The sequence below is a fragment of the Bordetella muralis genome, assembly GCF_965139205.1.
Lineage (GTDB): Bacteria > Pseudomonadota > Gammaproteobacteria > Burkholderiales > Burkholderiaceae_B > Bordetella_A > Bordetella_A muralis.
The window spans coordinates 79,568-102,724 of record NZ_CBCSIU010000014.1 but is presented as its reverse complement, the minus strand read 5'-3'; the positions used below and the strand labels follow the sequence as shown (position 1 = coordinate 102,724).

General features: G+C 56.3%; 21 protein-coding genes. 6 read left to right on the top strand and 15 right to left on the bottom strand.

From position 1 onward, the window contains the following. Positions 1-12: 12 nt before the first annotated feature. From ACNA0I_RS18850 to ACNA0I_RS18840, 3 genes are read right to left on the bottom strand one after another with little or no spacing between them, the layout of a single operon-like run. Complete coding sequence (locus ACNA0I_RS18850) at positions 13-3,192, bottom strand: efflux RND transporter permease subunit (RefSeq protein WP_415789058.1); 3,180 nt, start codon at positions 3,190-3,192, stop codon at positions 13-15. A 12-nt stretch (positions 3,193-3,204) separates the two neighbouring features. Beyond that, positions 3,205-4,707 carry an efflux RND transporter periplasmic adaptor subunit gene (locus ACNA0I_RS18845; RefSeq protein ID WP_415807569.1) on the bottom strand — a complete coding sequence of 501 codons (1,503 nt, stop codon included), beginning with the start codon at positions 4,705-4,707 and terminating at the stop codon, positions 3,205-3,207. Between the two features lie 19 nt (positions 4,708-4,726). Next, positions 4,727-5,998 carry a TolC family protein gene (locus ACNA0I_RS18840; RefSeq protein ID WP_415807568.1) on the bottom strand — a complete coding sequence of 424 codons (1,272 nt, stop codon included), beginning with the start codon at positions 5,996-5,998 and terminating at the stop codon, positions 4,727-4,729. A gap of 747 nt (positions 5,999-6,745) precedes the next feature. On the opposite strand from ACNA0I_RS18840, the gene ACNA0I_RS18835 reads away from it, so the two are divergent. Then, the gene (locus ACNA0I_RS18835) at positions 6,746-7,435 is read left to right on the top strand and encodes a heavy metal response regulator transcription factor (protein WP_415789067.1); all 690 of its coding nucleotides are present in this window, start codon (positions 6,746-6,748) and stop codon (positions 7,433-7,435) included. Further along, positions 7,435-8,805 (top strand): heavy metal sensor histidine kinase, encoded by a 1,371-nt coding sequence (locus ACNA0I_RS18830; RefSeq protein WP_415807567.1) that lies wholly within the window; start codon positions 7,435-7,437, stop codon positions 8,803-8,805. Before ACNA0I_RS18835 ends, ACNA0I_RS18830 begins: the two co-directional genes overlap by 1 nt. 618 nt (positions 8,806-9,423) lie before the next feature. On the opposite strand, the gene ACNA0I_RS18825 is transcribed toward ACNA0I_RS18830, so the two are convergent. The 11 genes from ACNA0I_RS18825 to ACNA0I_RS18775 all read right to left on the bottom strand — a co-directional run bounded on the left by ACNA0I_RS18825 (position 9,424) and on the right by ACNA0I_RS18775 (position 17,681). Next, positions 9,424-10,191: a 5'-methylthioadenosine/adenosylhomocysteine nucleosidase gene (locus tag ACNA0I_RS18825; RefSeq protein WP_415807566.1), complete on the bottom strand. Its 768-nt coding sequence runs from the start codon at positions 10,189-10,191 to the stop codon at positions 9,424-9,426. A 52-nt stretch (positions 10,192-10,243) separates the two neighbouring features. Then, positions 10,244-10,555, bottom strand: coding sequence for a chorismate mutase (locus tag ACNA0I_RS18820; protein ID WP_415807565.1), 312 nt, complete (start codon positions 10,553-10,555; stop codon positions 10,244-10,246). Positions 10,556-10,646: 91 nt separating this feature from the next. Next, positions 10,647-11,306: an NrsF family protein gene (locus ACNA0I_RS18815; protein WP_415807564.1), complete on the bottom strand. Its 660-nt coding sequence runs from the start codon at positions 11,304-11,306 to the stop codon at positions 10,647-10,649. Then, positions 11,266-11,832 (bottom strand): sigma-70 family RNA polymerase sigma factor, encoded by a 567-nt coding sequence (locus tag ACNA0I_RS18810; protein WP_415807563.1) that lies wholly within the window; start codon positions 11,830-11,832, stop codon positions 11,266-11,268. The genes ACNA0I_RS18815 and ACNA0I_RS18810 overlap by 41 nt, the downstream gene beginning before the upstream one ends. A 163-nt stretch (positions 11,833-11,995) precedes the next feature. Further along, positions 11,996-12,772, bottom strand: coding sequence for an alpha/beta fold hydrolase (locus ACNA0I_RS18805; RefSeq protein WP_415807562.1), 777 nt, complete (start codon positions 12,770-12,772; stop codon positions 11,996-11,998). A 33-nt stretch (positions 12,773-12,805) separates the two neighbouring features. Next, entirely contained in the window at positions 12,806-13,279 is a 474-nt protein-coding gene (locus ACNA0I_RS18800) for a DUF4148 domain-containing protein (RefSeq protein WP_415807561.1), read from the bottom strand. 193 nt (positions 13,280-13,472) lie between these two features. Then, a complete protein-coding gene (locus tag ACNA0I_RS18795) occupies positions 13,473-14,249 on the bottom strand; it encodes a molybdopterin-binding protein (protein WP_415807560.1) in 777 nt (258 codons plus the stop codon). Further along, entirely contained in the window at positions 14,246-15,112 is an 867-nt protein-coding gene (locus tag ACNA0I_RS18790; RefSeq protein ID WP_415807559.1) for a cytochrome b/b6 domain-containing protein, read from the bottom strand. Before ACNA0I_RS18790 ends, ACNA0I_RS18795 begins: the two co-directional genes overlap by 4 nt. A gap of 57 nt (positions 15,113-15,169) precedes the next feature. After that, on the bottom strand, positions 15,170-15,805 hold the full coding sequence (locus ACNA0I_RS18785; protein WP_415807558.1) for a hypothetical protein: 636 nt from the start codon (positions 15,803-15,805) through the stop codon (positions 15,170-15,172). Positions 15,806-15,976: 171 nt separating this feature from the next. Continuing rightward, entirely contained in the window at positions 15,977-16,558 is a 582-nt protein-coding gene (locus ACNA0I_RS18780) for a TetR/AcrR family transcriptional regulator (RefSeq protein WP_415807557.1), read from the bottom strand. Between the two features lie 169 nt (positions 16,559-16,727). Further along, positions 16,728-17,681 (bottom strand): M14 family metallopeptidase, encoded by a 954-nt coding sequence (locus ACNA0I_RS18775; protein WP_415807556.1) that lies wholly within the window; start codon positions 17,679-17,681, stop codon positions 16,728-16,730. 316 nt (positions 17,682-17,997) lie between these two features. Between ACNA0I_RS18775 and ACNA0I_RS18770 the strand changes: the two genes are divergently transcribed. From ACNA0I_RS18770 to ACNA0I_RS18755, 4 genes are all read left to right on the top strand, one after another. Further along, positions 17,998-19,143, top strand: a complete 1,146-nt coding sequence (locus ACNA0I_RS18770) for a muconate/chloromuconate family cycloisomerase (protein ID WP_415807555.1) — start codon at positions 17,998-18,000, stop codon at positions 19,141-19,143. Positions 19,144-19,190: 47 nt separating this feature from the next. After that, the gene (gene catA / locus ACNA0I_RS18765; protein ID WP_415807554.1) at positions 19,191-20,126 is read left to right on the top strand and encodes a catechol 1,2-dioxygenase; all 936 of its coding nucleotides are present in this window, start codon (positions 19,191-19,193) and stop codon (positions 20,124-20,126) included. A gap of 72 nt (positions 20,127-20,198) precedes the next feature. Next, a complete protein-coding gene (locus ACNA0I_RS18760; RefSeq protein ID WP_415807553.1) occupies positions 20,199-21,542 on the top strand; it encodes an MFS transporter in 1,344 nt (447 codons plus the stop codon). A gap of 16 nt (positions 21,543-21,558) precedes the next feature. Beyond that, on the top strand, positions 21,559-22,338 hold the full coding sequence (locus tag ACNA0I_RS18755; protein WP_415807552.1) for a 1,6-dihydroxycyclohexa-2,4-diene-1-carboxylate dehydrogenase: 780 nt from the start codon (positions 21,559-21,561) through the stop codon (positions 22,336-22,338). A 91-nt stretch (positions 22,339-22,429) separates the two neighbouring features. Here ACNA0I_RS18755 and ACNA0I_RS18750 read toward each other — a convergent pair whose 3' ends face one another. Next, entirely contained in the window at positions 22,430-23,101 is a 672-nt protein-coding gene (locus tag ACNA0I_RS18750) for an O-methyltransferase (RefSeq protein ID WP_415807551.1), read from the bottom strand. Positions 23,102-23,157: the final 56 nt, after the last annotated feature.

The following is a 23,157-nucleotide window of genomic DNA, read 5'->3' as shown; positions in this document are numbered from 1 at the left end:
CGGCCAAAACCTTCATACAGCGGGTGCATGCTTGGCTTGTTCAGACACCTCTTCCAGCTCCATCTCTTCTCTGTCGTGCCGGTGGACCAGCCGATACAGCGCCGGAAGCACGAGCAGGGTGAGGATCGTTGAGGATATGATTCCGCCAATCACTACTGTCGCCAAGGGCCGCTGCACTTCTGCCCCTGTCCCCGTTGCGATTGCCATAGGCACAAAGCCAAGCGAGGCTACCAGAGCCGTCATTAAAACCGGCCTCAGCCGGCTGATCGCACCCTCCCGTACGGCCTGGTCCACAGATCTGCCAGCCTCGCGCATCGAACGGATGAACGACAGCAATACCAAGCCGTTCAGTACCGCTACGCCGCAGAGTGCAATGAAGCCAACGGCGGCTGTGATCGACAGCGGAATACCGCGCAACCACAATGCCACTACACCGCCGGTAAGCGCAAATGGAATGCCTGTAAAGACGATCAAGCCGTCCCTAACGTTGCCAAACATGGCAAACAACAATCCGAACACTAACAACAACGCAGCTGGGACCACTATTCGGAGCCGGTTGGCTGCGGACTGGAGTTGTTCAAATGTACCTCCCCAGGAAGTCCAGTAGCCAGAAGGGACTTTCACCCGTGCTTCGATCTCGCTGGTTGCCTCGGACACGAATGAGCCCAAATCGCGTCCTCTCACATTGGCACTCACAACGATACGGCGCTTGCCGTCCTCTCGTGAGATCTGATTAGGACCTGGCGAAAGATCAAAGTCTGCTACCTCACTTAGCGGAATATAGGTCGTCTTTGAATCAGGCGCTGCAGGCAGTGCAATTGGCAGATTGCGAAGCTCCGCAATGTTTTCCCGCACTTTTTCCGGTAAGCGCACTATGATGTCGAAGCGTCGATCCCCTTGGAAAAACGTCCCAGCCTCGCGACCGCCCGCAGCAATAGCCAACGTATCCTGTATCGCAGCCATACTCAGTCCATACCGTGCTGCACGCGCACGATCGATGTTGACAGTAAGCATCGGCAATCCCGTAGTCTGTTCAACCTTCACCTCAGAAGCGCCAGGGATTGTTTCCAGAACTTCCGCGATCTCCGTGGCTGTCGCGTTCAGGACTTCGTTATCATCGCCAAAAACCTTTACCGCCACATCGCTGCGAACCCCCGAGATCAGCTCGTTGAATCTCAATTGAATGGGTTGCGAGAACTCGTAATTATTACCCGGAATTTGTGCTGCTTCTTCCTGAATCGCTGCCAGCAGTTCAGCATGTGACTTCCGTGGCGCTGGCCATTGATCTATAGGCTTAAGCATGATGTAGCCGTCTGAGATATTCGGCGGCATGGCATCCGAAGCAATTTCCGCCGTCCCCGTGCGCGCGAACACCCGTTCAATTTCCGGAAATTTCTCCTTAAGCCGGCTCTCGATTTGCTTTTGCATTTCGACCGACTGTGTGAGACTAGTTCCGGGAACGCGAAGGGCTTGGATCGCCATGTCCCCTTCGTTCAAGTTCGGAATAAATTCGCTACCCAGACGAGAAGCAAGCACACCACAAACGATAACCAATATAGTTGCTGCGGCCAGCACAATTGGAGTGCGGCGCAGCGTGCCCTCCAGCAGAGGCTGATATCGACGCGTCGCCCACGTCATTAAGCGGTTTTCTTTCTCCGATACTTTGTTTCCCATAAAGAGTGCCACTGCCGCCGGCACAAAGGTCACGGATAGAATCATAGCGCCCAGCAGCGCGAAGACCACGGTCAACGCCATAGGATGAAACATCCGTCCTTCTACACCACTCAGCGCAAAAATTGGCAGGTAAACCACCATGATAATTAACTGCCCGTAGAGCAAAGGCCGGCGCGCCTCCCGCGCAGCCGCAAAAACCTCGTGAAAGCGTTCAGAGCGCGTCAGTGCCCGCTGCTGAAGAGCTTGAGCGTGGCTCAAACGTCGCACGCAGTTCTCCACGATTACGACTGCGCCATCTACGATGATGCCAAAGTCCAACGCCCCAAGACTCATCAAATTGGCACTGACTTTATAGGTGACCATCCCCGTGAAGGTAAACAGCATGGAAAGTGGGATGATCGCCGCTGTAATAAGCGCGGCCCTTATGTTCCCAAGAAATACAAACAAGACGACTATGACCAACGCCGCCCCTTCAAGCAGATTTTTCTTGACCGTGGCTATCGCCTTGTCAATCAAATTCGCCCGGTCATAAACCGTGACAGCTTTAACGCCGTCCGGTAGGGTTTTGTTGATGGAATCTAGCTTTTCCGACACTGCTTCGGAGACGGCAAGGCTATTCTGCCCAATGAGCATGAACACCGTGCCGAGCACGACTTCCTGACCGTTATCCGTAGCCGCGCCCGTTCTCAATTCGCGGCCAATTCCTACGTCGGCAACATCCCGTATGCGAATTGCTTGCCCGTTGACCGAAGTCAGCACGATATTGCCGATATCTTCGATGGACTTGACCTGACCTGGCGCGCGTATTAGGTATTGCTCGCCCTTGCGCTCGATATAACCCGCACCAACGTTGGCGTTATTGCTTTCCAACGCCGTCATGACGTCGGCGAGTGTGAGCCCATATGATGCAAGCCGCTCGGTGCTAGGTGCGACTTGGTATTCCTTCGCAAAGCCACCAATGGAATTAACCTCGGTCACGCCAGGGATATTACGCAATTGTGGCTTAATGACCCAATCTTGTATCTCACGCAGATCCATTGGCGTATACGGGGAACCATCTTCTTTTCGGGCATTAGGCTCCGCTTCTACGGTCCACAAGTAGATTTCGCCCAAACCTGACGAAATTGGCCCGAGCGTAGGAGTTATTCCGGCCGGCAAGCTATCCCTGGCTTCTTGCAGGCGCTGGTTTACCAACTGCCTTGCAAAATAGATATCCGTTCCATCCTCAAAAATTACTGTCGTCTGAGAAAGACCATAACGTGACAATGATCGCGTCTGCTCCAACCCCGGAAGGCCAGCCATGACAGTTTCAATCGGATAAGTGATTCTTTGTTCAGTTTCCAGCGGAGAATAGCCTGGTGCCCCAACGTTGATCTGTACTTGCACGTTGGTGATATCGGGAACCGCATCAATTGCAAGGCGTGAATAGTTATATACACCGATGGCGGCCATTCCAAGTGTCAGGAATAGAACCATCCAACGCTGCTCGATTACAAAGCGGATGAGGCGCTCAAACATGGTCTCTCCGCTTCAATGTGCGTGATCGGCACTGGCTTTGCCGAGCTCCGACTTTAATGTAAAAGCGTTTTCAACAGCATAGCGAACGCCAGGCTTCAGGCCTCGCGTTATTTCAACCATCGAGTTGGAACTCTTTCCGACCGTGATCGGCTGCGCCAGAAAGCCACCGGGGACCTCGATGAACACAATGGACTGTCCATCAACTGTGTGAACGGCATCTGCGTCGACACCGACCGCGACCTCCGAGTCGTCGGTAATCACCTGCACCGTCACAAAGAGGCCCGGTCGCCAGGCGGCTGCCGGATTGTTCAAAGTAACGCGTGCCGTCGCCGTGCGCGTCTGCTGACCGAGCAATGATCCGATGTAGGAGACTTTGCCCTGTACAGTTGCCTCGAACGCAGTGGATGACACGATGGCGTCCTCTCCGATGCGTACCGAGGCCAGATCTTTGGGAGCAATCACAAACTCCGCCCAGACGGTGCTTAAGTCCGAGATTGTGAATATGCTGGCGTTATCTGCAAGTGCCTCCCCAAGTGCTATGTGCTTCTCCACTATCATTCCATCAAATGGTGCGCGAACCTCCAACAGCGCGAGATCTTTCGTCTGCGGGAGTGCGCCCACTGCGCTCAATTTCTGCGTAGCATTTTGCACGGCGATTTCGGCCTCGTTTAATGCCGCACGTGCGATTTGGTAATCCTGCTCTGCGGAAACCTTTTCGCGCCATAGGCGCCTCTCTCGGGCATGCGTCTGTGCGGCCAATTCTCGTCGCTTTGTGGCAGCCAGCCACTCGCTGCGCAAATCCGATAACGACGCACTGGAAATCACGGCCAGAAGCTGGCCCTTCTTAACTTGTTGCCCTAGGTCGGCTGAAACGCTTTCCACCACGCCCGCCATCCGCGGCACTACGTGCGCGGTACGATCGGCATTGAACTTGACTTCCCCGGGGAATTGGGCAGACGTCGGCAAAGGTGCAGGCCCCGCCACCGCGATTTTGATACCAGCAGTCTTGACCTGCTCCGGCGATAGGGAAATCCTGCCCTCCTCTTTCTCTAGAGAAGCGCGGACGACCTGTTGATCAGATAAGTGGACGTCGGCTTCAATTTTAAAGAAGTGGGGCTCCGCGATAGATTGCACACTAACCAAACCGCCACCTTCTTTGCGAAATGTGAGGTTCTCCACTTCTCCATTCGGACGCGTCAACTTCGCAACCACCTCCCCTGGTTCTACTGCAATCGGCTGCCCTTCGGCATACCCCCAAACCTTCAGGCGAGGCTCTCCTCCCTCTTCGCTAAGCAGCAGTTCCACCCCAAATGTTTCGACGGACGTGAGCGTACCGCCATTTGGGCCGGCGGCCTCGGCCATTTGGGCGGAGCTTGCAGGAGTGCTCTCGTGCTCTTCATGGTCATGTTCATCCTGAGCAGCGTACAGAGGACCAGAGCCCGTAAGAAACAGCACAAAAATCGCTACCGCGTACTTGACATGCTTTGCGATGCTCGAATATCCGTTGTTCAACATATTGTTTTCTCTACTGGACTCAACGTCCAAGGATCCGCTGGATTTCAGAATGGGCTTGGTATGCTGATGCCACTACCCTGAGGTATGCGATGTTTGCGTCTGATAATGTACGTTGCGCGTCCAACACGTCGAGAAATCCAAATTTCCCTGCCTCAAATCCCTTGCTGGCTGACTCAAACGCTTGCGAGGCTCCCGGGATAACCGACCCTCGGTAATCACGCGCCGCCGCGACGGCAAGATCGAACTGAGAAACAGCTTTTAGTAAGTCTGCCGTCAGTCGTGCCTGCAAGTCCCGATATGTGTCCCGGGCCTTGTAAGCCTGCATTGAGGCGGCGTACACATTGCCTTGATTTCTGTCGATGATAGGTAGAGGGATGGAAATACCGATCTGCGGCTTGTTGCGTCCGACCTCATTGTCACGAGCAACACCTACGCTGACCGTGATATCTGGATAGCGCTTACTCTTCTCGACTTCGATTAACGCCTGTCCCAAGTCGACCGCCATCCGACCCGACTGCAAAATAGGCGACCCCGCTAACTCCGCGCGGAGTGCATCCAAGGTCCCTCTCGCCGGAAGTAGATCGATGTCTGCCTCTACCGAATCAAATTTTGGATCGTTTTCCCCCCAGAGAACGGCTAAATTTCGGCGGGCATTCAGCAAGTTTTCTTTCGCCGCTCGCGCCTCAATCCGAGCGTTTGCCATTGCCACTCCGGCCTTGCTGCTCTCCAAAGGAGGAGCTTTTCCTGCAGCGACCCTACGCTCTGCTAGGCGCAGCGCACTGGCCGCAATCTCAACATTATCGTCCGCAACGCGCACTGATTCTTGCGCTACGGCCAGATCGAAAAATGCAGCGATTACGGAGGCGCGCAGCGTTGCTCGGGCGCTATTTACGTCCTGCTTTGCAATGTCACGCGAAAGCTCCGCCGCAGTGACGCGCGCGGCACGTTTGCCGCCGAGCTCGATGGGCATGTTGAGCAAGGCGGTCGTCGTACGCGTGGCCTCCTGAGTATCGTCGACGCCAATATCGAGGGACGGATTTGGCATAAGTCCAGCCTGGGTAACAAGACCGTCGCCTGCGGAAGCCTCATATTTTGACGCGGCAAGCATCGGATTGCGCTCCAGCGCCATGCTCAACGCCTGCTCGAGTGTCAGCAAGCGCCCGTCAACGCTTACCGTATCTATAGGCGCCGCTTTAGCAAGAAATGAGTCGAGTTTCGCAGGCTCTTTGGCCTGCGTCGAAGTGACGAGCAACAGGGCCGCGATGGCCAGCGGCGGCGAGAGTAGACGCATTTTTTACCGTAAGGAATTTAGGCTTGGCGAGGACTTAGCTGGACCGATCAGGTCGGGCCATGTTTCACCGGCGGGATCACAGGCAGATAGCCGGCACTGTAGCTAACACGCCTCGTCAATATCTCGACAGAAAAATGACAATTCCGTAATGTTCGGAACTTTACGAATTCGTAATCAGGGTGTTTGCGAATTGACGAGGTTCATTTTGTAGAGTGTCACCAACGCTTAACGAAAAGCGTGTAGGCGACGCAGCCGCGCGCCTGCTGCATACGGAACATGGAGATTTTTATGCTGATTCGTCACACCCGCAATGTACTGATACTCGGTGCCGCGCTCACTCTGCCTTCCATCGCCCAAGCGTCGGAGACCTGGCACCAAACTGACACTGAAATCGGTTACGAGACTGCCCCCAGTCACGCCGCGGGAGGGAAGACAGCTGAGCAAGTTCGGGCAGAACTTGCGGAGGCCAAAGCCGACAAGCGTGCATGGGCATTGCAGTACAGGGGCCTACCCCTGCCGGCGTCGGCTCAGCAAGGTAGTGGGCGTACCCGAGCAGAGGTCCGGGCGGAAGCAGAGGCAATGAGCGAAGACGAACGAGCTCGACTCAAGGAGATCTATACGCCCAGCTAAGGCTCGTTATATACGGTCAAATCTCCGTCTGACCCTGCGGGGTTGGCAACCCCGGGAAATGCCTGGACTAGAATATGTCTACATCGCCATTCTTGGCATTTCCTTTACACAACGCCCATGAAAGTTCTGGTAATTGAAGACGAGAAAAAGCTCGCCGAGTACCTACGGCGGGCACTTAGCGACCACAACTATATCGTGGACGTGGCGGCCGACGGTCTTGCCGGCCTGCATCTTGCGAAGGAAATCCAGTACGACCTCATACTGCTCGACATTATGCTGCCAGGAATGGACGGCCTGAGCGTTCTGAAGGAGTTGCGCAGGAGCAGTCGCGTTCCTGTGTTAATGCTTACAGCAAGGGATAAGCTTGAGGACCGTGTTCATGGGCTGCATGAAGGGGCCGACGATTATTTATCCAAGCCGTTCGCCATGTCCGAGTTGTTAGCTCGAGTTCTCGCTCTGGGTAGGCGCAGCGGCTTACACCCCCCCCAAACAGATGGCCCAAATTTACTACGGGTCGGAGACCTCGAACTTGATCTTCTGCGGCGGCGAGCAAGCCGTAATGGCCAGCGATTGGACCTCACGGCTAAAGAGTTCACGCTTCTGGCGCTATTGATGCGTAGACAAGGAGAGGTGCTGTCCAGGCTGGATTTAGCCGAACAAGTTTGGGATATGAATTTCAATAGCAACACCAACGTGGTGGAAGTCGCTGTCCGGCGTTTGAGAGGCAAGGTGGACGATCCCTTTGAGAGGAAGCTTCTGCATACCGTACGCGGGATGGGCTACGTGCTAGAGATTCGGGAGCCCTGATGGCAATAAAGCGACCGGAATCGCTAAGAACATGGCTTTCGTGGTGGCTCGCCATCCAGACGTTTATGGCGCTTAGCCTCGTGTGCGTGGCGGTCTATTACGCTACGAACCTTAATCTAGCCCGGCGTCAGGAGGCCTTAATACAACAAAAAGTTGAAGTTGTACGGCACGTAGTTGAAGAGAACGGTGCAGACGATGATGCGGCAAGAATGCGGCATAAGCTGGAGGACTTCTTCTACGGTCGCCCAGAGTTTACCCTGGTTCTGGAAATCGATGGGCAACGTGTGGTTTTCGGCAATCCCATTGACAACGACCCCACCCGAGAACGCCGCATCTCATTCACATTGCCGTATCCTGGAACGCCCGGCGACTCACTGACGGCAGAGTTGATCCTGGACATATCCGACGATATCCGTCTCCGTAAGGGACTGGCTGGGACGTTGTTCGCTTGTGCACTATTTGGCGCCGTCGTTGTCGCCGCTATGGGAACTGTGACGGTGCGAAAGGCATTGGCGCCGCTGGACTCACTCGTACAGCAGGCGGCTAAACTATCACCAGATCGCATCGGTGAACGCCTCAATGAGAAAGGGCAGGCAAGGGAGATCCTGCCTCTTGTACGCCAGTTCAACGCCGTATTGCAGAGGCTAGAAAGGGCCTACGTCCAAATGGAGGGATTCAACGCCGACGTAGCCCATGAGATGCGCACACCGCTGACCACCTTGATTGGCGAAACTGAGTTAGCCCTACATAAGCGGCTCGATCAGGAAGAGTTGCTGGACATCCTGGGATCAAATCTGGAAGAACTGCAACGCTTATCAAGTATCGTAAAGGACATGCTATTTCTATCGCAAGCTGATCGAGGTGCTAGAGTCAGAGGGGCATGGGAGCCGAGCGTGTCGGCGATCGTGCAAGAGGTAAGTCAATATCACGAAGCGGAAGCACTGGAGGCAGGCGTGGTGCTCGCAGTGGTGGGTGACGCCGCTTTTCAAATCGACCGTCCTTTATTTCAACGGGCAATATCAAACTTGTTGTCCAACGCTATTCGCTATGCCAGTGCAGGTAGCACTATTGAGATCGCTATATCTTCTACCGCTGCGGGCGAACTGACGGTAGCGGTTCGCAACGAAGGCGAGCCGATTTCACCTGAACATTTACCACGCCTGTTCTACCGTTTTTACCGTAGCGATAGCGCGCGGGAATTTGATGCTAACCATCATGGACTGGGTCTTGCCATCGTATCCGCCATTGCCCGCATGCATGGCGGCGATACCTTTGCGAGATCTTCTGGGCGATACACAACGATAGGCTTTCGCACTCAAGTCGCCGAGCAACAAGGGAGACAAATCTCGGATAGCGACAGCATTGCGTAGAGTCAGATGTTTGCCGTTGATCTGTGTGTAGTCTTCCACAACGTCTACGCCATCTACTATCGACCTGACGATAAGACCGCAACGATTATGCGCGTACTGCACGGTGCACGCGGCCTCGCTGCGATCTTGACCAAGGTAGGCTTGGAAGCGAATAGGATCAAGCGATGGCCAGGCACTTTCGATCCTTGTAGACATATGTCGCAACAACGTCAGGTGTGAGGATATACGTAAACGTCGCCAAGACCTCATCAACTCCGAGTGCAGCATCGACGTTGCCTACCCTAACCGCCAAACCAAGGCCGCAAGTTGAACCGCCCCGGGGGCGGTTCACCTCGTTGGTTTAACGACCATAACCAATTCGGTTTCTTTGATCTGGACGAAGAACAAAACCGAGTTAAACAAAAAGCCGCCCGAGGGGGAACTCCTGCTTGTATTCGACACACGTTGTGTGGAATACGGTATTTTTAGCGGTATTTATTTTCTTATTAAATCTATCCAATTGATTTATATGTAAAAAATCAAAAATATGAATCCCTCCGTCCCGCCAAGAATAGTTCGAAGTAGTTCAGACCAGCCCCGCCGGGTTTCCGCGCGGGGCTTTGTCTTAGGGGAAGACGTCTACAGGCCCGGCGACGTCCAAAGCCTCGCCCGGCTCGCTATGAATTTCAACAGCACGCCGCATGTGTAGTGCCTGGCCTTTTTTTCAAGAAAATCAGAGAAATGATCTTTTGCGGCGTGATCGGCGTGATCTGAGACGACTCGCATTACCGCGAACGGAACCCCGAACTCGTAGCACACCTGAGCCATGGCTGCGCCCTCCATTTCAACGCAAAGCACTTCAGGCAAGCGCTGCCGTATCTCTGCACCACTGTCCGGATCGCTCACGAAAACATCACCTGTCGCGATGATGCCTTGATGCGTCTGGGGACGGCGACCAGCCGCCGCTTTCAATGGCAAGGCTCCCCCATTTTCGATAGGCAGCTCGCTCAGATAAGCACTGGAGTGATTGAAAATCGCCAAGCTCAATGTCGGATCGGACTCGAACTGCGAAAGACCCAGCATCGGGATTTCGTAGCGGTCAAACAAGGGACGGGCATCCAGATCATGCTGGATCAAATGGCTTGCCACAACGATATCGCCGATCTGAACGGCATGGTGAATGCCACCTGCCAACCCGGCGAAAACGATCTCCTTCACATTGAATGTTTCTATCAAAATTGCTGTCGTTGCCGCTGCCGCAACCTTGCCAATACGACTCAACACCACGACACAAGGCTGACCCGCAATGTCTCCTGAATAAAAATCGCGCATGGCAACCCGTTGCACAACGACCGGCGGTGTCATGGCCGACACGAGGCCTTCCAATTCCTCGGGCATGGCGGCCATGATTGCCAGTCTTTCTGTCGATCGTTCTGATTTCAGGAAATGGTTCATGAGTTCAATTTTTAAACGGCGCGGACGAATGCTCGGCCGCGATCTGGCGATGCCGTTGAACCACCTGCTTGATGATGGATTTCATCAAATGTACGATAAAGTCTTGATCGACTTGGGAATCCCTGGCCAACGCTCTCAATCTGGAAAACTGGCGGTCCTCCCGTCCCGGATCCACCGCGGGAAGATCATGCATTGCTTTCAGCAGACCGACCTGGTCCGTACAGCGAAAGCGTTCGGCCAATATATGTACAAGGGCAGCATCGAGGTTATCGATCGTCTGCCGATAGCTTGCAAGTTGAGATGCCGCATCGGACATTGTTGTACTCCATTTACTCATAACAAACCCCACATCTGATTTACCTCTTTTTCCCGTTCCGAACGTGACGAGCCACCCATCAGTCAAACGCTCACCAAGCCAATACGTGCCGTCCTGTAACGGCTCCGATCAAGGTCGTAATGGAAATGGCGACCACATACCAGACGGCGACGAATGACGGACCATCGTTGACGCATGCGATCGTATACACCAAGGCGGCGAGCGAGCCGGACAAGAGGCCAGAGACCGCCCCAGCGAAGATCGGCCGTGTGGGAGTTCCCCTGCGCAATCCTGCCATGATGGCAATGAGACCAGGTAATGAGGCCGCGACGATTAAGGCGACACAGAGCGGTGCAGCAAATGCCCCGTCGCCCCAGAATGGAAAACCTGTGTCATCAAAGATCGCTCCAGCGAACAAGAGCGCAACGCCAGGAAGCAGAGCCAGAACGGGCCTGGCCGATGCGCCTGGAATTCCGGACATACGGACGAGGACAGCGCTGCCGCCAGCGAGCAGCGTCATCGTTGATACCTTGAACTGGAAAACCCATGTCGTCAGCACTGCCAATAAATCAGGACGTGCGTGGGATAGGCCGAGGACCACCACCATGGCCATGACGAGTGACAGCGTGATACCGGTCACCATGGCCTGGTTGAAAGTGATGGAGCTCTTTTTCTTCATACCGGCTTGTCTGGATAGCTGCTGGATCAGGTCATCGGTGCGCATGATCTCTTGCTCGTTCACGTGTGTCATTGTTCTCTCCTGATGCAGTTGCCATCAGTTTCTGCAACGCTCGATGAAACGCCACCCTCACGGCATTCTCCTTCATGCCGAGCCGGGCGGCAGTTTCACTGGCAGAAATGCCTTCGATTCCCATCGCGCGCGCGACCGATTGCTGTCCCGCAGGCAGATCGGAAAGCAAACGCTCGATATCTCCCTGCGATAGCTCGACGCCATTCTGATCATCCGCAGGCAGGGAGCCCCATTGCTCCTCCTCGAGATCGACTCTGCCGCGTGATTCCTTACGCAGGCGCCGTGCGGCATCGATCACCTTATAGCGCACGATGGCATTTAACCAGGGCATCAACGGGCGATCGGCATTCCATTGGTCGCGCCTCGTGTGAATGGCAATCAGTACTTCCTGCACAACATCCTCGGTTTCGTCGGAGTTCAAGCCAAAATTATGTAGCCGATATCGCACGATGTGTCGCAAATATGCCGCCAGATCCCGCAGAAAGCGCTCATAGGCGACACTATCGCCCGAGCGCTCTTTGCGCATTGCCGTCGCCCAGGCGTTTTCTCGGTTATGCGGTTCCACGCTTAATACGCACTTTGCGTCGCACGGTGGCGCTGCGGCACAATGCCGAGCAAGCCGATGCCATCGCTTGGTCGAATCAACATGAAACCTGCTCCGTCAAAAAGCACTGGTAGCCACCACTCTTTTAATGCGACGGTATGCCCGCGGCTTCGAGGATAAGATCTGCAATCTCTTTCGGATGTGAAACCAGAGACAGATGACCTGAGTCCAGTTCCACCGTCGTGGCATGCATACGGTTGGCCAGGAATCGCTGCAGATCGGGTGACGTCGTCTGGTCATCCTTTGAGACTGCGTACCAGGACGGTTTGGTATGCCATGCGGCAGTGGTCGTTTTTCCCGCAAACAGGTCCGTCGCAACGGGCTGTTGTACGGCGAAAAGCGTTTGCGCTTTCTCTGCCGGGACGCCGTTTGCAAAGAACTTCAGAAATGCGTCCTTTGCTATAGTCGAGAAGCCATTGTGCGTCTCGATCCCTGCCCGTACCGGCATCGTTGGAAACCTGCTGGCAAGCGCATTGAAATCTTCACCTGCGTCCGGTGCACGCGCGGCTACATAGACCAATGCGGAGACTTTCGGATCGTCGCCAATCTCACTGATGACATTGCCCGCGTAGGAATGCCCTGCGAGTACGGTTGGTCCGTTCACCAATGCAAGCGCTCGTTTTGCGGTCGCAGCATCGTCCTGCAGCGAGGTCAAGGGGTTCTGAACTGATATCACGTTCAGCCCGGCCGCTGTCAGATACGGAATGACATCGCTCCAACTGGAGCCATCAGCCCACGCGCCATGAACGAGGACGACATTCTTTGCCTCGGCGCGTGCAGTTTCTTGCGCAGAGGCGACGCTAGCATGAGTTGAGAACATCAACCCGCATGCCAGCGCAAGGCCGGAAAAAAGTGCTTTCATGGTTTTCTCCTGATTGCTGGGTGACTGAGCTCGTCAAGATGCTATGTGCGCATCTGCTTGCTGTTGGGTTTTCAGGTGCTGGTAGTAAGCCAGCTTCTGGCGGTACGCCGTGCTGTAAATATCCGGCGTTGCGTCACCATGCCATTCGTCGGCCAGGCCGGCCTTGCGCCACGCAGCGGTATCCGTATTGACCTCTGCACGCGACAGCGTCGAGACGCTGGGCGGCACATAGGTTTGGTCTCCGCGCTGAATCGTGCCAGCCGCGATGGCGGCAGCTAACTCGGCCTTGACTTCAGTACGCGAACGGGTCGATACGCTCGGTGGAACATAGGTCTGATCGCCTCGTTGAAGGGTGCCCGCGGCACGTGCTTCGGCCAACTCGGCTTGGACTTGCGCACGCGACAATTCTGCAACGGGTGGGGCGGTAAACGAGTTCTGGGCGGCTTGTACTGAGGTAGCAGCACACAACGCAGACAAGATAATGGTGGTGAGAGTAAAGGTTTTCATGATCAGCTTCGATATATAAGTGATTTCAAGAACGGGCGAACCCTGGTCAGTCATCACGCGGTGCAAACTGATTGCGATGACTGTCAGCGGCCGGTGGGTTCCGGATAACAATGAAGGCGTGTACGTGAGTGCATGACGCTTCATATAGATATTCGACAGCAAGATCGATTTATTACATCGGCATCAAAAAAATTCAGATGCCCGCATACCACTCATAGCCGCGATCTTCCCAATAGCCGCCTCGGCCTCCCCATAATGTGTCGAAAGACGAGACGACTTCTATGCGCATCAGGTATTTGGCTTGCTTGTAGCCAAGCTGCCTTTCGACCCTGAGCCTCAGCGGCGCACCATGGGCGACGGGCAGATTCTTGCCATTCATCGCATACGCCAGAATCGTCTGTGGGTGATAGGCGTCTAGCAGATCTATGCTTTCGTAATAGCGGCCGCTGCCGTCAAACGTGACCTCCAGCTCGTCCGCGCAATGAAGCACGACATAGCGCGCACCCGGTTTCAACCGGGCCAGGTCCAGTATCTGCCCCAACGGAACGCCTTGCCATTGGCCGATGGCGCTCCAGCCCTCGACGCAATCGTGCCGGGTAATCTGTGTGCGAGATGGCAGGCTTTTCAGTTGGGCGAGTGACAGGCTGAGAGGCTGTTGTACCAATCCATCTACCTGCAATCGCCAATCGACGAACTCGTTCTCCAGCAAGCGGTTGTACTCGTCAGAGTCAGGTGCTTGCGTGCCATTGGCGCGGAATACGGGCGACAAGTCTGCCACGCTGTATTCCCGAGCCAGCGATTGGCGGTCAAGCAGCAATCGCTGGCTGCTCATCGTGAGCTTTTCGGTATTGCGCAGCACCGTGCCGAATGCCGTGCTCTGTGTCATGCGGTCGCACCCAGTCAGCAGTGCAGTCCCGGCGCCGGATAGCAAGCCAGCCAATATCCGCCGGCGGGAAAATCCTGAGTTCATGATGTTTCTCTCGAATGGCCGATGTCGTAGCGTCCGTTGATCATCGATCGCACGTTATTCCAAAAGCCGGATAAGACGACCATCAACACATGGACCACGACAAACAGCACGAGCGAGAATGCCGTGATGAAGTGCAGTGTGCGCGCGGATGGGCGGCCGCCGAATAGATCGGGTAAAAAGGGAAAGACGGCGTTCATACCAGGCGACATCGTCAGTCCTGTCAGCACCATCAATGGCAACAGACCAAAGGCCACGAGCAGGTACGTGATTTTTTGCAAAGCGTTGTAGCGCCGGGCCTCATCGCCTTTCGCGAAACGAAGGCGCGCATGATCGAGTACTTCTTGCCATAGGTGCCGCGGTTTCAACTGATCCCGATTCGGTAATAGGTCCCGGCGAAAATGGCTACGCAGAAAACCGTATGCCAAGTAGATAAAGCCGTTGATGACCAGTAGCCAGGCAAAGAGGAAGTGCCAATTTCTGGCTGCGCCGAGATCATAATAAGAAGGAATCGTCAGCCACGCGGGAAACGCACGCGAGACAGTGGAACCGCCTTCATTCGAGACACCCAGAACGCCGGTCGTTTCGATACTCAGCGAACCGATTCGAAAGAAACCATGTGGGCCATCGTCACGATTCTCGGATCCGATCGCAATGAATGACTGATCGGTATCAGCCCCATACTCGCCCCAATATAGCTTGGGGTGTGCGTTAAAGATCTGGAGTCCGCTCAGCAACATGATGAACAAGCACAGCGCGTTTACCCAATGCGTGAGGCGTACGGTAATGGAGTGCCGCCGTATGAATTGATGGCGCGCGGAATCGGGTGGCATCTGCAAATGCGTTGTTGATTCAGGGATAGTCATTGGAATAGCCTCTAGCCGGCTGGCGGATAACGCCAGCCAACCCTGGTTGTCGCGCCATTACATGGGCGGTACGACCCCGTCCTTGCCCACAATCAGCTGTCCTGCGGACAACATGCCGTTTGAGTCTTTCTGTGCGGGAATGAACACCGCCGTACCAGATTTCACATCGGCAGCGGTAGCGGGAGCCAGCGTCACAACAGGCGTCCCGTTGGGGATGGAGATCTTTTTCTCTTTGCCGTGATAGTTCACGGTCACCGTGCTGCCATCGACGGACTTCACGGCGTCGCCCACGGTGGCATTGGTCATCGTGCTGTTGGGTTTCAAATCCCAGCCGTAACTGCCTTCACCCGTTCCTTTCAATGCAGGGGGGAAGATCAAGACTTCCAATGCGCCATCGCCACCCTCGGACTTGGGCAACGATGCAATGCCAACAAAATCACCAGGTTTGATATCGCTAATGTTGGCTTTCTTGACTGCCGATACCTTCCAGCCGTCTGCGAGTTTCACCGACAGCGATTGGCCCTCGCGCGATTTCACTTGAAGCTGGTCGCCCGATACCGAAACGACAGTACCTCTCACGCGGACCCCGTGATCTGCCGCGCCAGCCGCAGTGGCGGTGGCCATCGCGCCGGTCGTGAGGGCGATACCTGCCAGGCCGCCGGCCAGCAATTTGCGAAACTGTGAAATATTCATGCTGATTCTCCTGAGCGATGCGAACATCGCACTATCCATACATGGCGCATTAACGAGGAAAACTGTCGAAAGCCGCGCCGGGAAAACTTCCGAAAAGCGACCAACTAGTTGGTCGATTGAGTGGGTAAAAAAAGATCACCTTGCTGCGCTAACGCACCAAGACGATCGGGTTTATGCAGTCAGCCGATGAAGGGCAATGCGCGAAATTGCCTGGAATGATTCCGGATCCTTCAGGGCCCTTGCGGTCAGCATTGCTCCGTGCACGGTGGACATAAAGGTTCGAGCTTCGGCCAAGGGACTGTCTTGCAATTTGAATTGCTCCATGGCGGCGCCACGTTCCAGCACGGTCGCAATCCAGTCTGTCAGGTCTTGAAAGTAGCCTTTCACCTCATTGGAGATTTCCTCCGGGATCATCGGCGCCTCGGCTGCCAGCATGGCGCATATGCACATCGTCGCCGTGCCCTCGCGTATGCATTGCGCCCAATAATCGGTGTAAGCAGTCAGTTGGGCTAACGGACCTTCGACCTGCTGCGCTAGTGCCGCCAAGCCATGCCGAGTCTGTTCGCGATGGCGTATGACTACCGTCAACACCAGTTCGGCCTTACTCGGGAAATGATGATGGATACTGGGTTTACCGATATGCACTCGCTCAGACAGGTCCGCATAGCTGAATCCGTTATAGCCGCCTTCGGCGAGCAGGAACCTGGCATGGTCGGCAATTTCGCTTGCTCGGGGGGAAAGTTCCATACTCATAGGCCGTTATCTGATTGGATGAACACAAATGCGAGACAACGAACCCTGTACGGATTACAGGGCTGTCATCGACAATGGCAGCCAATCTACTAGTTGGTCGGTTGAATGTCAAGCCCACGTCGCGGAATCGAGGCTGCCGGGATGTCGCTCAGTATTGGCTCGAGCGCAGTCAAATCGACTTCGTCAGGTAAACCGCCTCTCTTCCCACGATCGGCGATCGCGTAGGCATGAATATCGTGCACTGGTCGCAGGGGGAACGAATTTCGTCCGTGCCGTTCATCGCGATCAATTCACCTTTGTCAAAGGTCTCGAATCCGATAACGGGACGTGTGAAACTGAAATCCTCTGACTTAACGACGTGCGTTTCCAATAAACGATACCGTTGCGGTACAGGTGGGGGCGACGTGTCTGGGCGAGCCTTGATCAACCCCAGGTGCGTGAGAAACCGCAACGATACGTCGGTGGCCAGTTCAGCGGCTGCGCGGGAGAAATGCTGGCCGCATTCGACTACCAGCGAGCCGCCGTGCTGCGCAATCGGATCGCCGTGGCGGCCATAGCCGATCACGGGCGTGCCTGGGAATTTGTCCGGAGACATCACCAGGTGCACGATAGGCGCACCGACGGCCGAGGCCAGCGCCGTATTGCGGTCTGCTTCGTTATATACCCAGAACGGCTGTACCGGCGTGCTCGTCGAGTGGATGTCGAGGACGAAATCGGCGGCATCCAGCACGGGCCGCAGTTCGCGCGCACGGCGGACCTCGGGACTGCCATCCTCGGCATCCAGCATATTGGCCGTCCAGATGCGATTCAAATTGTGCACCAGTTGCCGGTTCGCGTAAGGGTCTTCGATATCAAAGGCTTCATAGGCCTCGATATGTGCAAAGCTGATCGTTAGTGTGCCGATGTCGGGCCGGATATTGTTATCCAGCAGATGTGTCGCCGCGACCATGCCGCAGATTTCATTGCCATGAGTAATGGCGTTAATCAGTACATGCGGGCCAGGCTGGCCAGACTCAAAACGATGAACGTAGGGGATTCCGATATTGCCTTCGCGATACGCCGACAGATCGCGCGGCAAGATTTCCAAGGGAGGATCGGCAGGGGCGAGCGTGGCGATATTCAACGGAGACTCCAGGAAAACACCGACATGCAAGCGATGTCGGGGAGCGCAAAGCGCCTCGGCGTCAAGGCTGAGGGATTGCTCTACTCTCAGGCTGCGGGTGAATTGATTCTACTCAATGCAGTGCAGGGCGACGCAAGGTGTCGTCACCGGATAAGGATTCTCCCCCGGTGATCGAGGGCAGCAAGGCGATCAGTCTGGAGAAGCGAGAAAGGGATATCCATACCTGTAGGGTATGGATGTGATCCATAAAGTATTGGACGTTAAAAGCGCGTGGATCTTATAAAGCAGGCTGTGTTTCAACTCGACAGCCTCCAACATGTCTGCAGCAACCATCGAACGTATCGAAACTTCTCTGGTCGATCTCCCTACCATCAGGCCGCACAAGCTGTCGGTGGCCACGATGTATGGCCAGACGCTGATGCTGGTGAAGGTCTATTGCAGTGATGGCGTCGTGGGCATCGGCGAAGGCACGACGATTGCCGGCATGGCCTACGGTCCGGAAAGCCCCGAAGCCATGAAACTGTCCATCGATACCTATTTTGCACCTGCCATGATAGGCCAGGACGCCTCGCGTATTCAGGCGCTGATGGCGCATGTGGGAAAGTTGGTCAAGGTCAATCACTTTGCCAAGAGCGCAATGGAGACGGCTTTGCTGGATGCTCAAGGCAAGCGTCTGGGCGTGCCCGTCAGTGAGTTGCTCGGCGGCCGTTGCCGCGAACGTCTGCCTGTCGCGTGGACGCTGGCGTCAGGGGATACGGCTCGTGACATTGCCGAGGCCGAGGAGATGCTCGACAGACGCCGTCACCGGATTTTTAAATTGAAGATTGGCGCAAAAGCGCCTGAAATCGACATCAAACACGTCGCCGAGATCAAAAAGGTATTGGGAGACCGAGCGGCGGTACGTGTCGACGTGAACATGGCGTGGAGCGAGACGCAAGCGGCCTGGGCGATTCCTGCGCTGGCCGATGCGGGTTGCGAGCTGGTGGAGCAGCCGGTCGCCAGCGCTGCCGCGTTGGCGCGTTTGATGCGCCGTTTTCCCGTGGCGCTGATGGCCGATGAGATTCTGCAAGGTCCGGAAAGTGCGTTTGAGGTTGCCAGGCAGCACGGCGCCGACGTTTTTGCCATCAAGATCGAGCAGAGCGGCGGACTGTTTGCCGCGCAGCGGGTCGGCGCCATTGCCGATGCTGCCGGTATCGAACTGTATGGCGGCACCATGCTGGAAGGCGCGGTGAGCACCGTTGCTTCGGCGCATCTATTTGCCAGCTTTGCCCATCTGCAGTGGGGGACTGAGCTGTTCGGTCCGTTGCTGATTACCGAAGAGATCTTGACTCAACCTCTGGACTACAGCGATTTCGGGTTGACGGTTCCGCGTGGCCCAGGACTGGGTATCGAGCTGGACGAGGCAAAGATCCAGCGGTTCACGCGTGCGGGGCTGACCAAGATCACTGATACGCGGTGCTGAGCGGATATCCGCTCACGCTGACTGATTACCTGTTGGAGAGACAAATCATGAGCTTGAATGTATTCAACACCAAAGAAGTCCAGGAGTTGCTGGCAGCAGCAACGAATATTGCAGGTCAAGAAGGCAATGCCCGTTTCAAGCAGATCCTGCATCGCCTGTTGAGCGATTTGTTCAAGGCCATCGATGATCTGGACATCACGCCCGATGAGGTCTGGGCGGGCGTGAACTACATCAACCAACTGGGACGTGATGGCGAAGCCGCCCTGTTGGCAGCGGGTTTAGGCCTGGAAAAATATCTCGATATCTGCATGGACCATGCTGACAAGCAGGCCGGCATTGAGGGCGGCACGCCGCGCACCATCGAAGGGCCGTTGTATGTGGCAGGCGCGCCGGTGCGTGAAGGGGTGTCAAGAATCGACCTCGATCCGGACCAGGACGCAGGCCCGCTTGTGATTCGCGGCGTAGTGACGGACACGGACGGCAAGCCGCTCGAAGGCGCGATTGTCGAATGCTGGCATGCCAATTCGAAAGGTTTTTACTCGCACTTCGACCCGACGGGCGCGCAAACCGAATTCAACCTGCGCGGCGCAGTCAAGACGGCGGCTGACGGGCAATATGAATTTCGCACTTTGATGCCCGTGGGCTACGGCTGTCCGCCGCAGGGAGCGACGCAGCAGTTGCTGGACGGAATCGGCCGGCATGGCAATCGTCCCGCACACGTGCACTTTTTTGTCAGTGCAGATAGCCATCGAAAATTGACTACGCAGTTCAACATCGAGGGCGATCCCTTGATCTGGGATGATTTTGCTTATGCCACGCGTGAGGAATTGATTCCTCCCGTTGTAGAGAAAACCGGCGGCGTCGAACTGGGTTTGAAAGAGAACGCATATAAGGAAATCGAATTCAACTTTGCGCTCACTCGCCTGGTGAAAGGCAAAGACAATCAGATCGTTCATCGTTTGCGCGCAGCCGTGGCCGCATAAGTCCGCTGACGGCAACCACAACGACATCAATTATTTTTATAACACTCGCGCAGGTTGCGCGAGGAGACACTCATGCCCGCAACGCTTTCCATTCCCGCCCTGATCGATCAGGAGCGAGTCAGCGCCTTTCAATGGCGTGTTTTGATCCTGTGCTTTTTGATTGCTTTGTTCGACGGCTTTGACACCCAGGCAATGGCTTTTACCGGGCCGGCGATCCTGACTGCCTTTAAGTTGGAGTCCGGTGAGCTCGCGCCCATACTGACGGCGGGGATTGTCGGCATGACCGTCGGCGCCATGCTGCTGGGTCTGGTTGCCGATCGTATCGGCAGGCGTCCTGCGGCGCTGCTCGGTGTCGCGACCTTTGCGATTGCGACCCTGTTGACGGCGGGGGCGACAGAGACATGGCACATCCTGGTGCTGCGCTTTATTGCGGGGTTGGGTATGGGCGGTTGTACGCCTATCGTGCTGGCATTGGCTGCCGAGTACGCACCGGCGCGCCTGCGCGGCACCGTCATTACCGGTGTGTTGCTGGGGCTGCCGGCGGGCGCCATGCTGGGCGGCCTGCTGGCTGCGCGTATGCTGCCTGTCATCGGCTGGGAAGGGATTTTCGTTGTCGGCGGCGTGGCGCCGCTGGTCTTGTTGCTCGCGCTGGTGGCGATCCTGCCGGAATCGTTGCAATTCAAGGCCATGCGTGGCGATCAGGCTGGGCAAAGCTACGTGGCCCGGATTCTGGCGAAAATCACCCGGAGCGCGTTGCCGTCCGACGCCCAGTTTTCCGTGCCGGAGGAGGCGAAGGTCCGAGGCAGTGTCAAAGCGCTCTTTTCAGGCGGGTACGCTCGCAAGACGTTGGCGATCTGGGCGGTGTATCTATTGAATTGGGTCGCATGGTTCATGCTGCTGTCATGGCTGCCCACGGTGCTCAAGGCTGCGGGTTTGCCGGCGGATCAAGCGCCCATGGGCACGTTTGCCGTGAATCTGGTGTTCATTATTTGCGCCATTCCGTTGTCGGCCGTGATGCCGCGTGTGTCGACCCGATCGTTGCTGATTGTCTTGTTTGTCCTGGGCATCGCGATTGCGCTGGGGTTGGGCTATGCGGGGTCGAATTGGACGCTGGTCTTTATTCTGGTCGGGGCAGCGGGCCTGGGTATCGGCGGGCAGCAATTGGCGCTGAACTATCTCGTCATCGGGGCCTATCCCACGGCCCTGCGCGCGACGGCGACAGGCTGGTCTATCGGTATCGGCCGCGCGGGCGCTATTGTCGGCTCGTGGATTGGCGGCGGTATCCTGACGGCACTCGGCCCCTCCGGTTTTTTCATGGCGCTGGCCATCCCGCTGGCCGGGGCGTTGCTGGCCGTGCTGGCGGTAGAGGTCAAATCGCCGGAGCCGGTATCGGGCAACCTGTCGCGTGCGCATTGAATTCGAGAGTATTCACATGAACCGTTTTGAAAAGCAGGTTGCACTGGTCACCGGTGCGGCTCAAGGGGTGGGGCGTGCGACGGCTAAACGCCTCGCGGCCGAAGGGGCGACGCTCGTCCTGGTGGACCGTGCTATCGAACAAGGCATGTCTGTCGCCGAAGAAATCCGTGCGCAGGGCGGGCAGGCATCCTTCATTGACGCCGATCTGGAAACCCATACGGGTGCGCAGCGTATGGTGCAGTATGCGTTGGATACGCATGGCCGCATCGACGTGTCGGTGCATAACGTTGGCGGCACGATCTGGATGAAGCCATTCTGGGAATACACGCCAGAACAGGTGGAGCGGGAAATCAATCGCTCGTTGTGGCCGACACTCTGGTCCTGCCGGGAGGTCGTTCCGGTGATGCGCAAGCAAGGCCGCGGTGCGATCGTCAATGTAGGATCGAATGCGACGCGTGGGATCTACCGTGTGCCGTATTCCGCCTCTAAAGGCGGTGTGCATGCAGCGACCGTATGCATGGCGTTAGAGCTGGCCGACAGCGGCGTGCGGGTCAATTGCGTGTCGCCGGGCGCGCTGGATAATGGTGTGCGTGCGATTCCGCGCAATACCGAGCCGCTCTCCGAGCAGGACCAGGCGTGGACACGAGAGATGTACGAAGACTGCCTGGCCGGTACGCCTATGCACCGCGTTGGGACGGCAGACGAGGTGGCTGCTGCTATTTGCTTCATGGCCGCGCCCGAAGCGTCCTACATTACGGGGCAAGTAATGTACGTCGCCGGCGGGCATCAGGGCTGAGCCAGCCGGCACTGGTTCGCTGGCGATCCTCATGCGTTGTTTGTACGGCACGCCGGCTGGCCGGGTCGGCACACCGCAGTCGCGCTATCCGTCAGCGCGATACACGCGCCAACGAAAAGCCGTCCCATCCTTTGATTCCCACTGTCTGGATCGCCGTCGATGTCAGCCGCAGATCGTGGCCCAATGTCTTCAGGAAACGGCAGGCGCCCAACACATCAGGCTGGTCAGTTGCCTCGCGATCCGCGATGCGTCCGCCGCGGATGATGTTGTCGCCCACGATGATGGTGCCATCGCGGGCCAGGCGCAATGCCAGTTCCAGATACTGCGGATTGTCGGCCTTGTCGGCGTCGAGAAAAATCATGTCAAAGGGCTCGGCATCCGAGGCGGCCCATTGCTGCAGGATGTCGCGTGCATCGCCCACGATGATGTCGGTGCAGGCTGCGAGCCCGGCGGCGGCCAGATTGGTGCGCGCCACATCGGCATACGCCGCATTGCGCTCCAGAGAAACCAGCCGGCCCGAGGGTGGCAGGGCTCGCGCCAGCCAGATGGTGCTGTAGCCGCCGAGCGTACCGATTTCCAGGATTCGTCTGGCGCCGACCATCTGTGCAAAAATTTGCAGCAAGCGGCCTTGATTCGGTGCCACCTCATGAGGTGGCAGCCCGGCCTCGCGCGCACGATCCCGGGCATGTTCGAGGGCAGGATCGTTCAGATGCAACACCTCTGAAAAATAATCATCAACGGTATTCCACAGCGACTGATTCATGACGGTCCAGCAATGAGTGACGATGACTGGAATCGTACGCATTCGCCCCGTTTGGG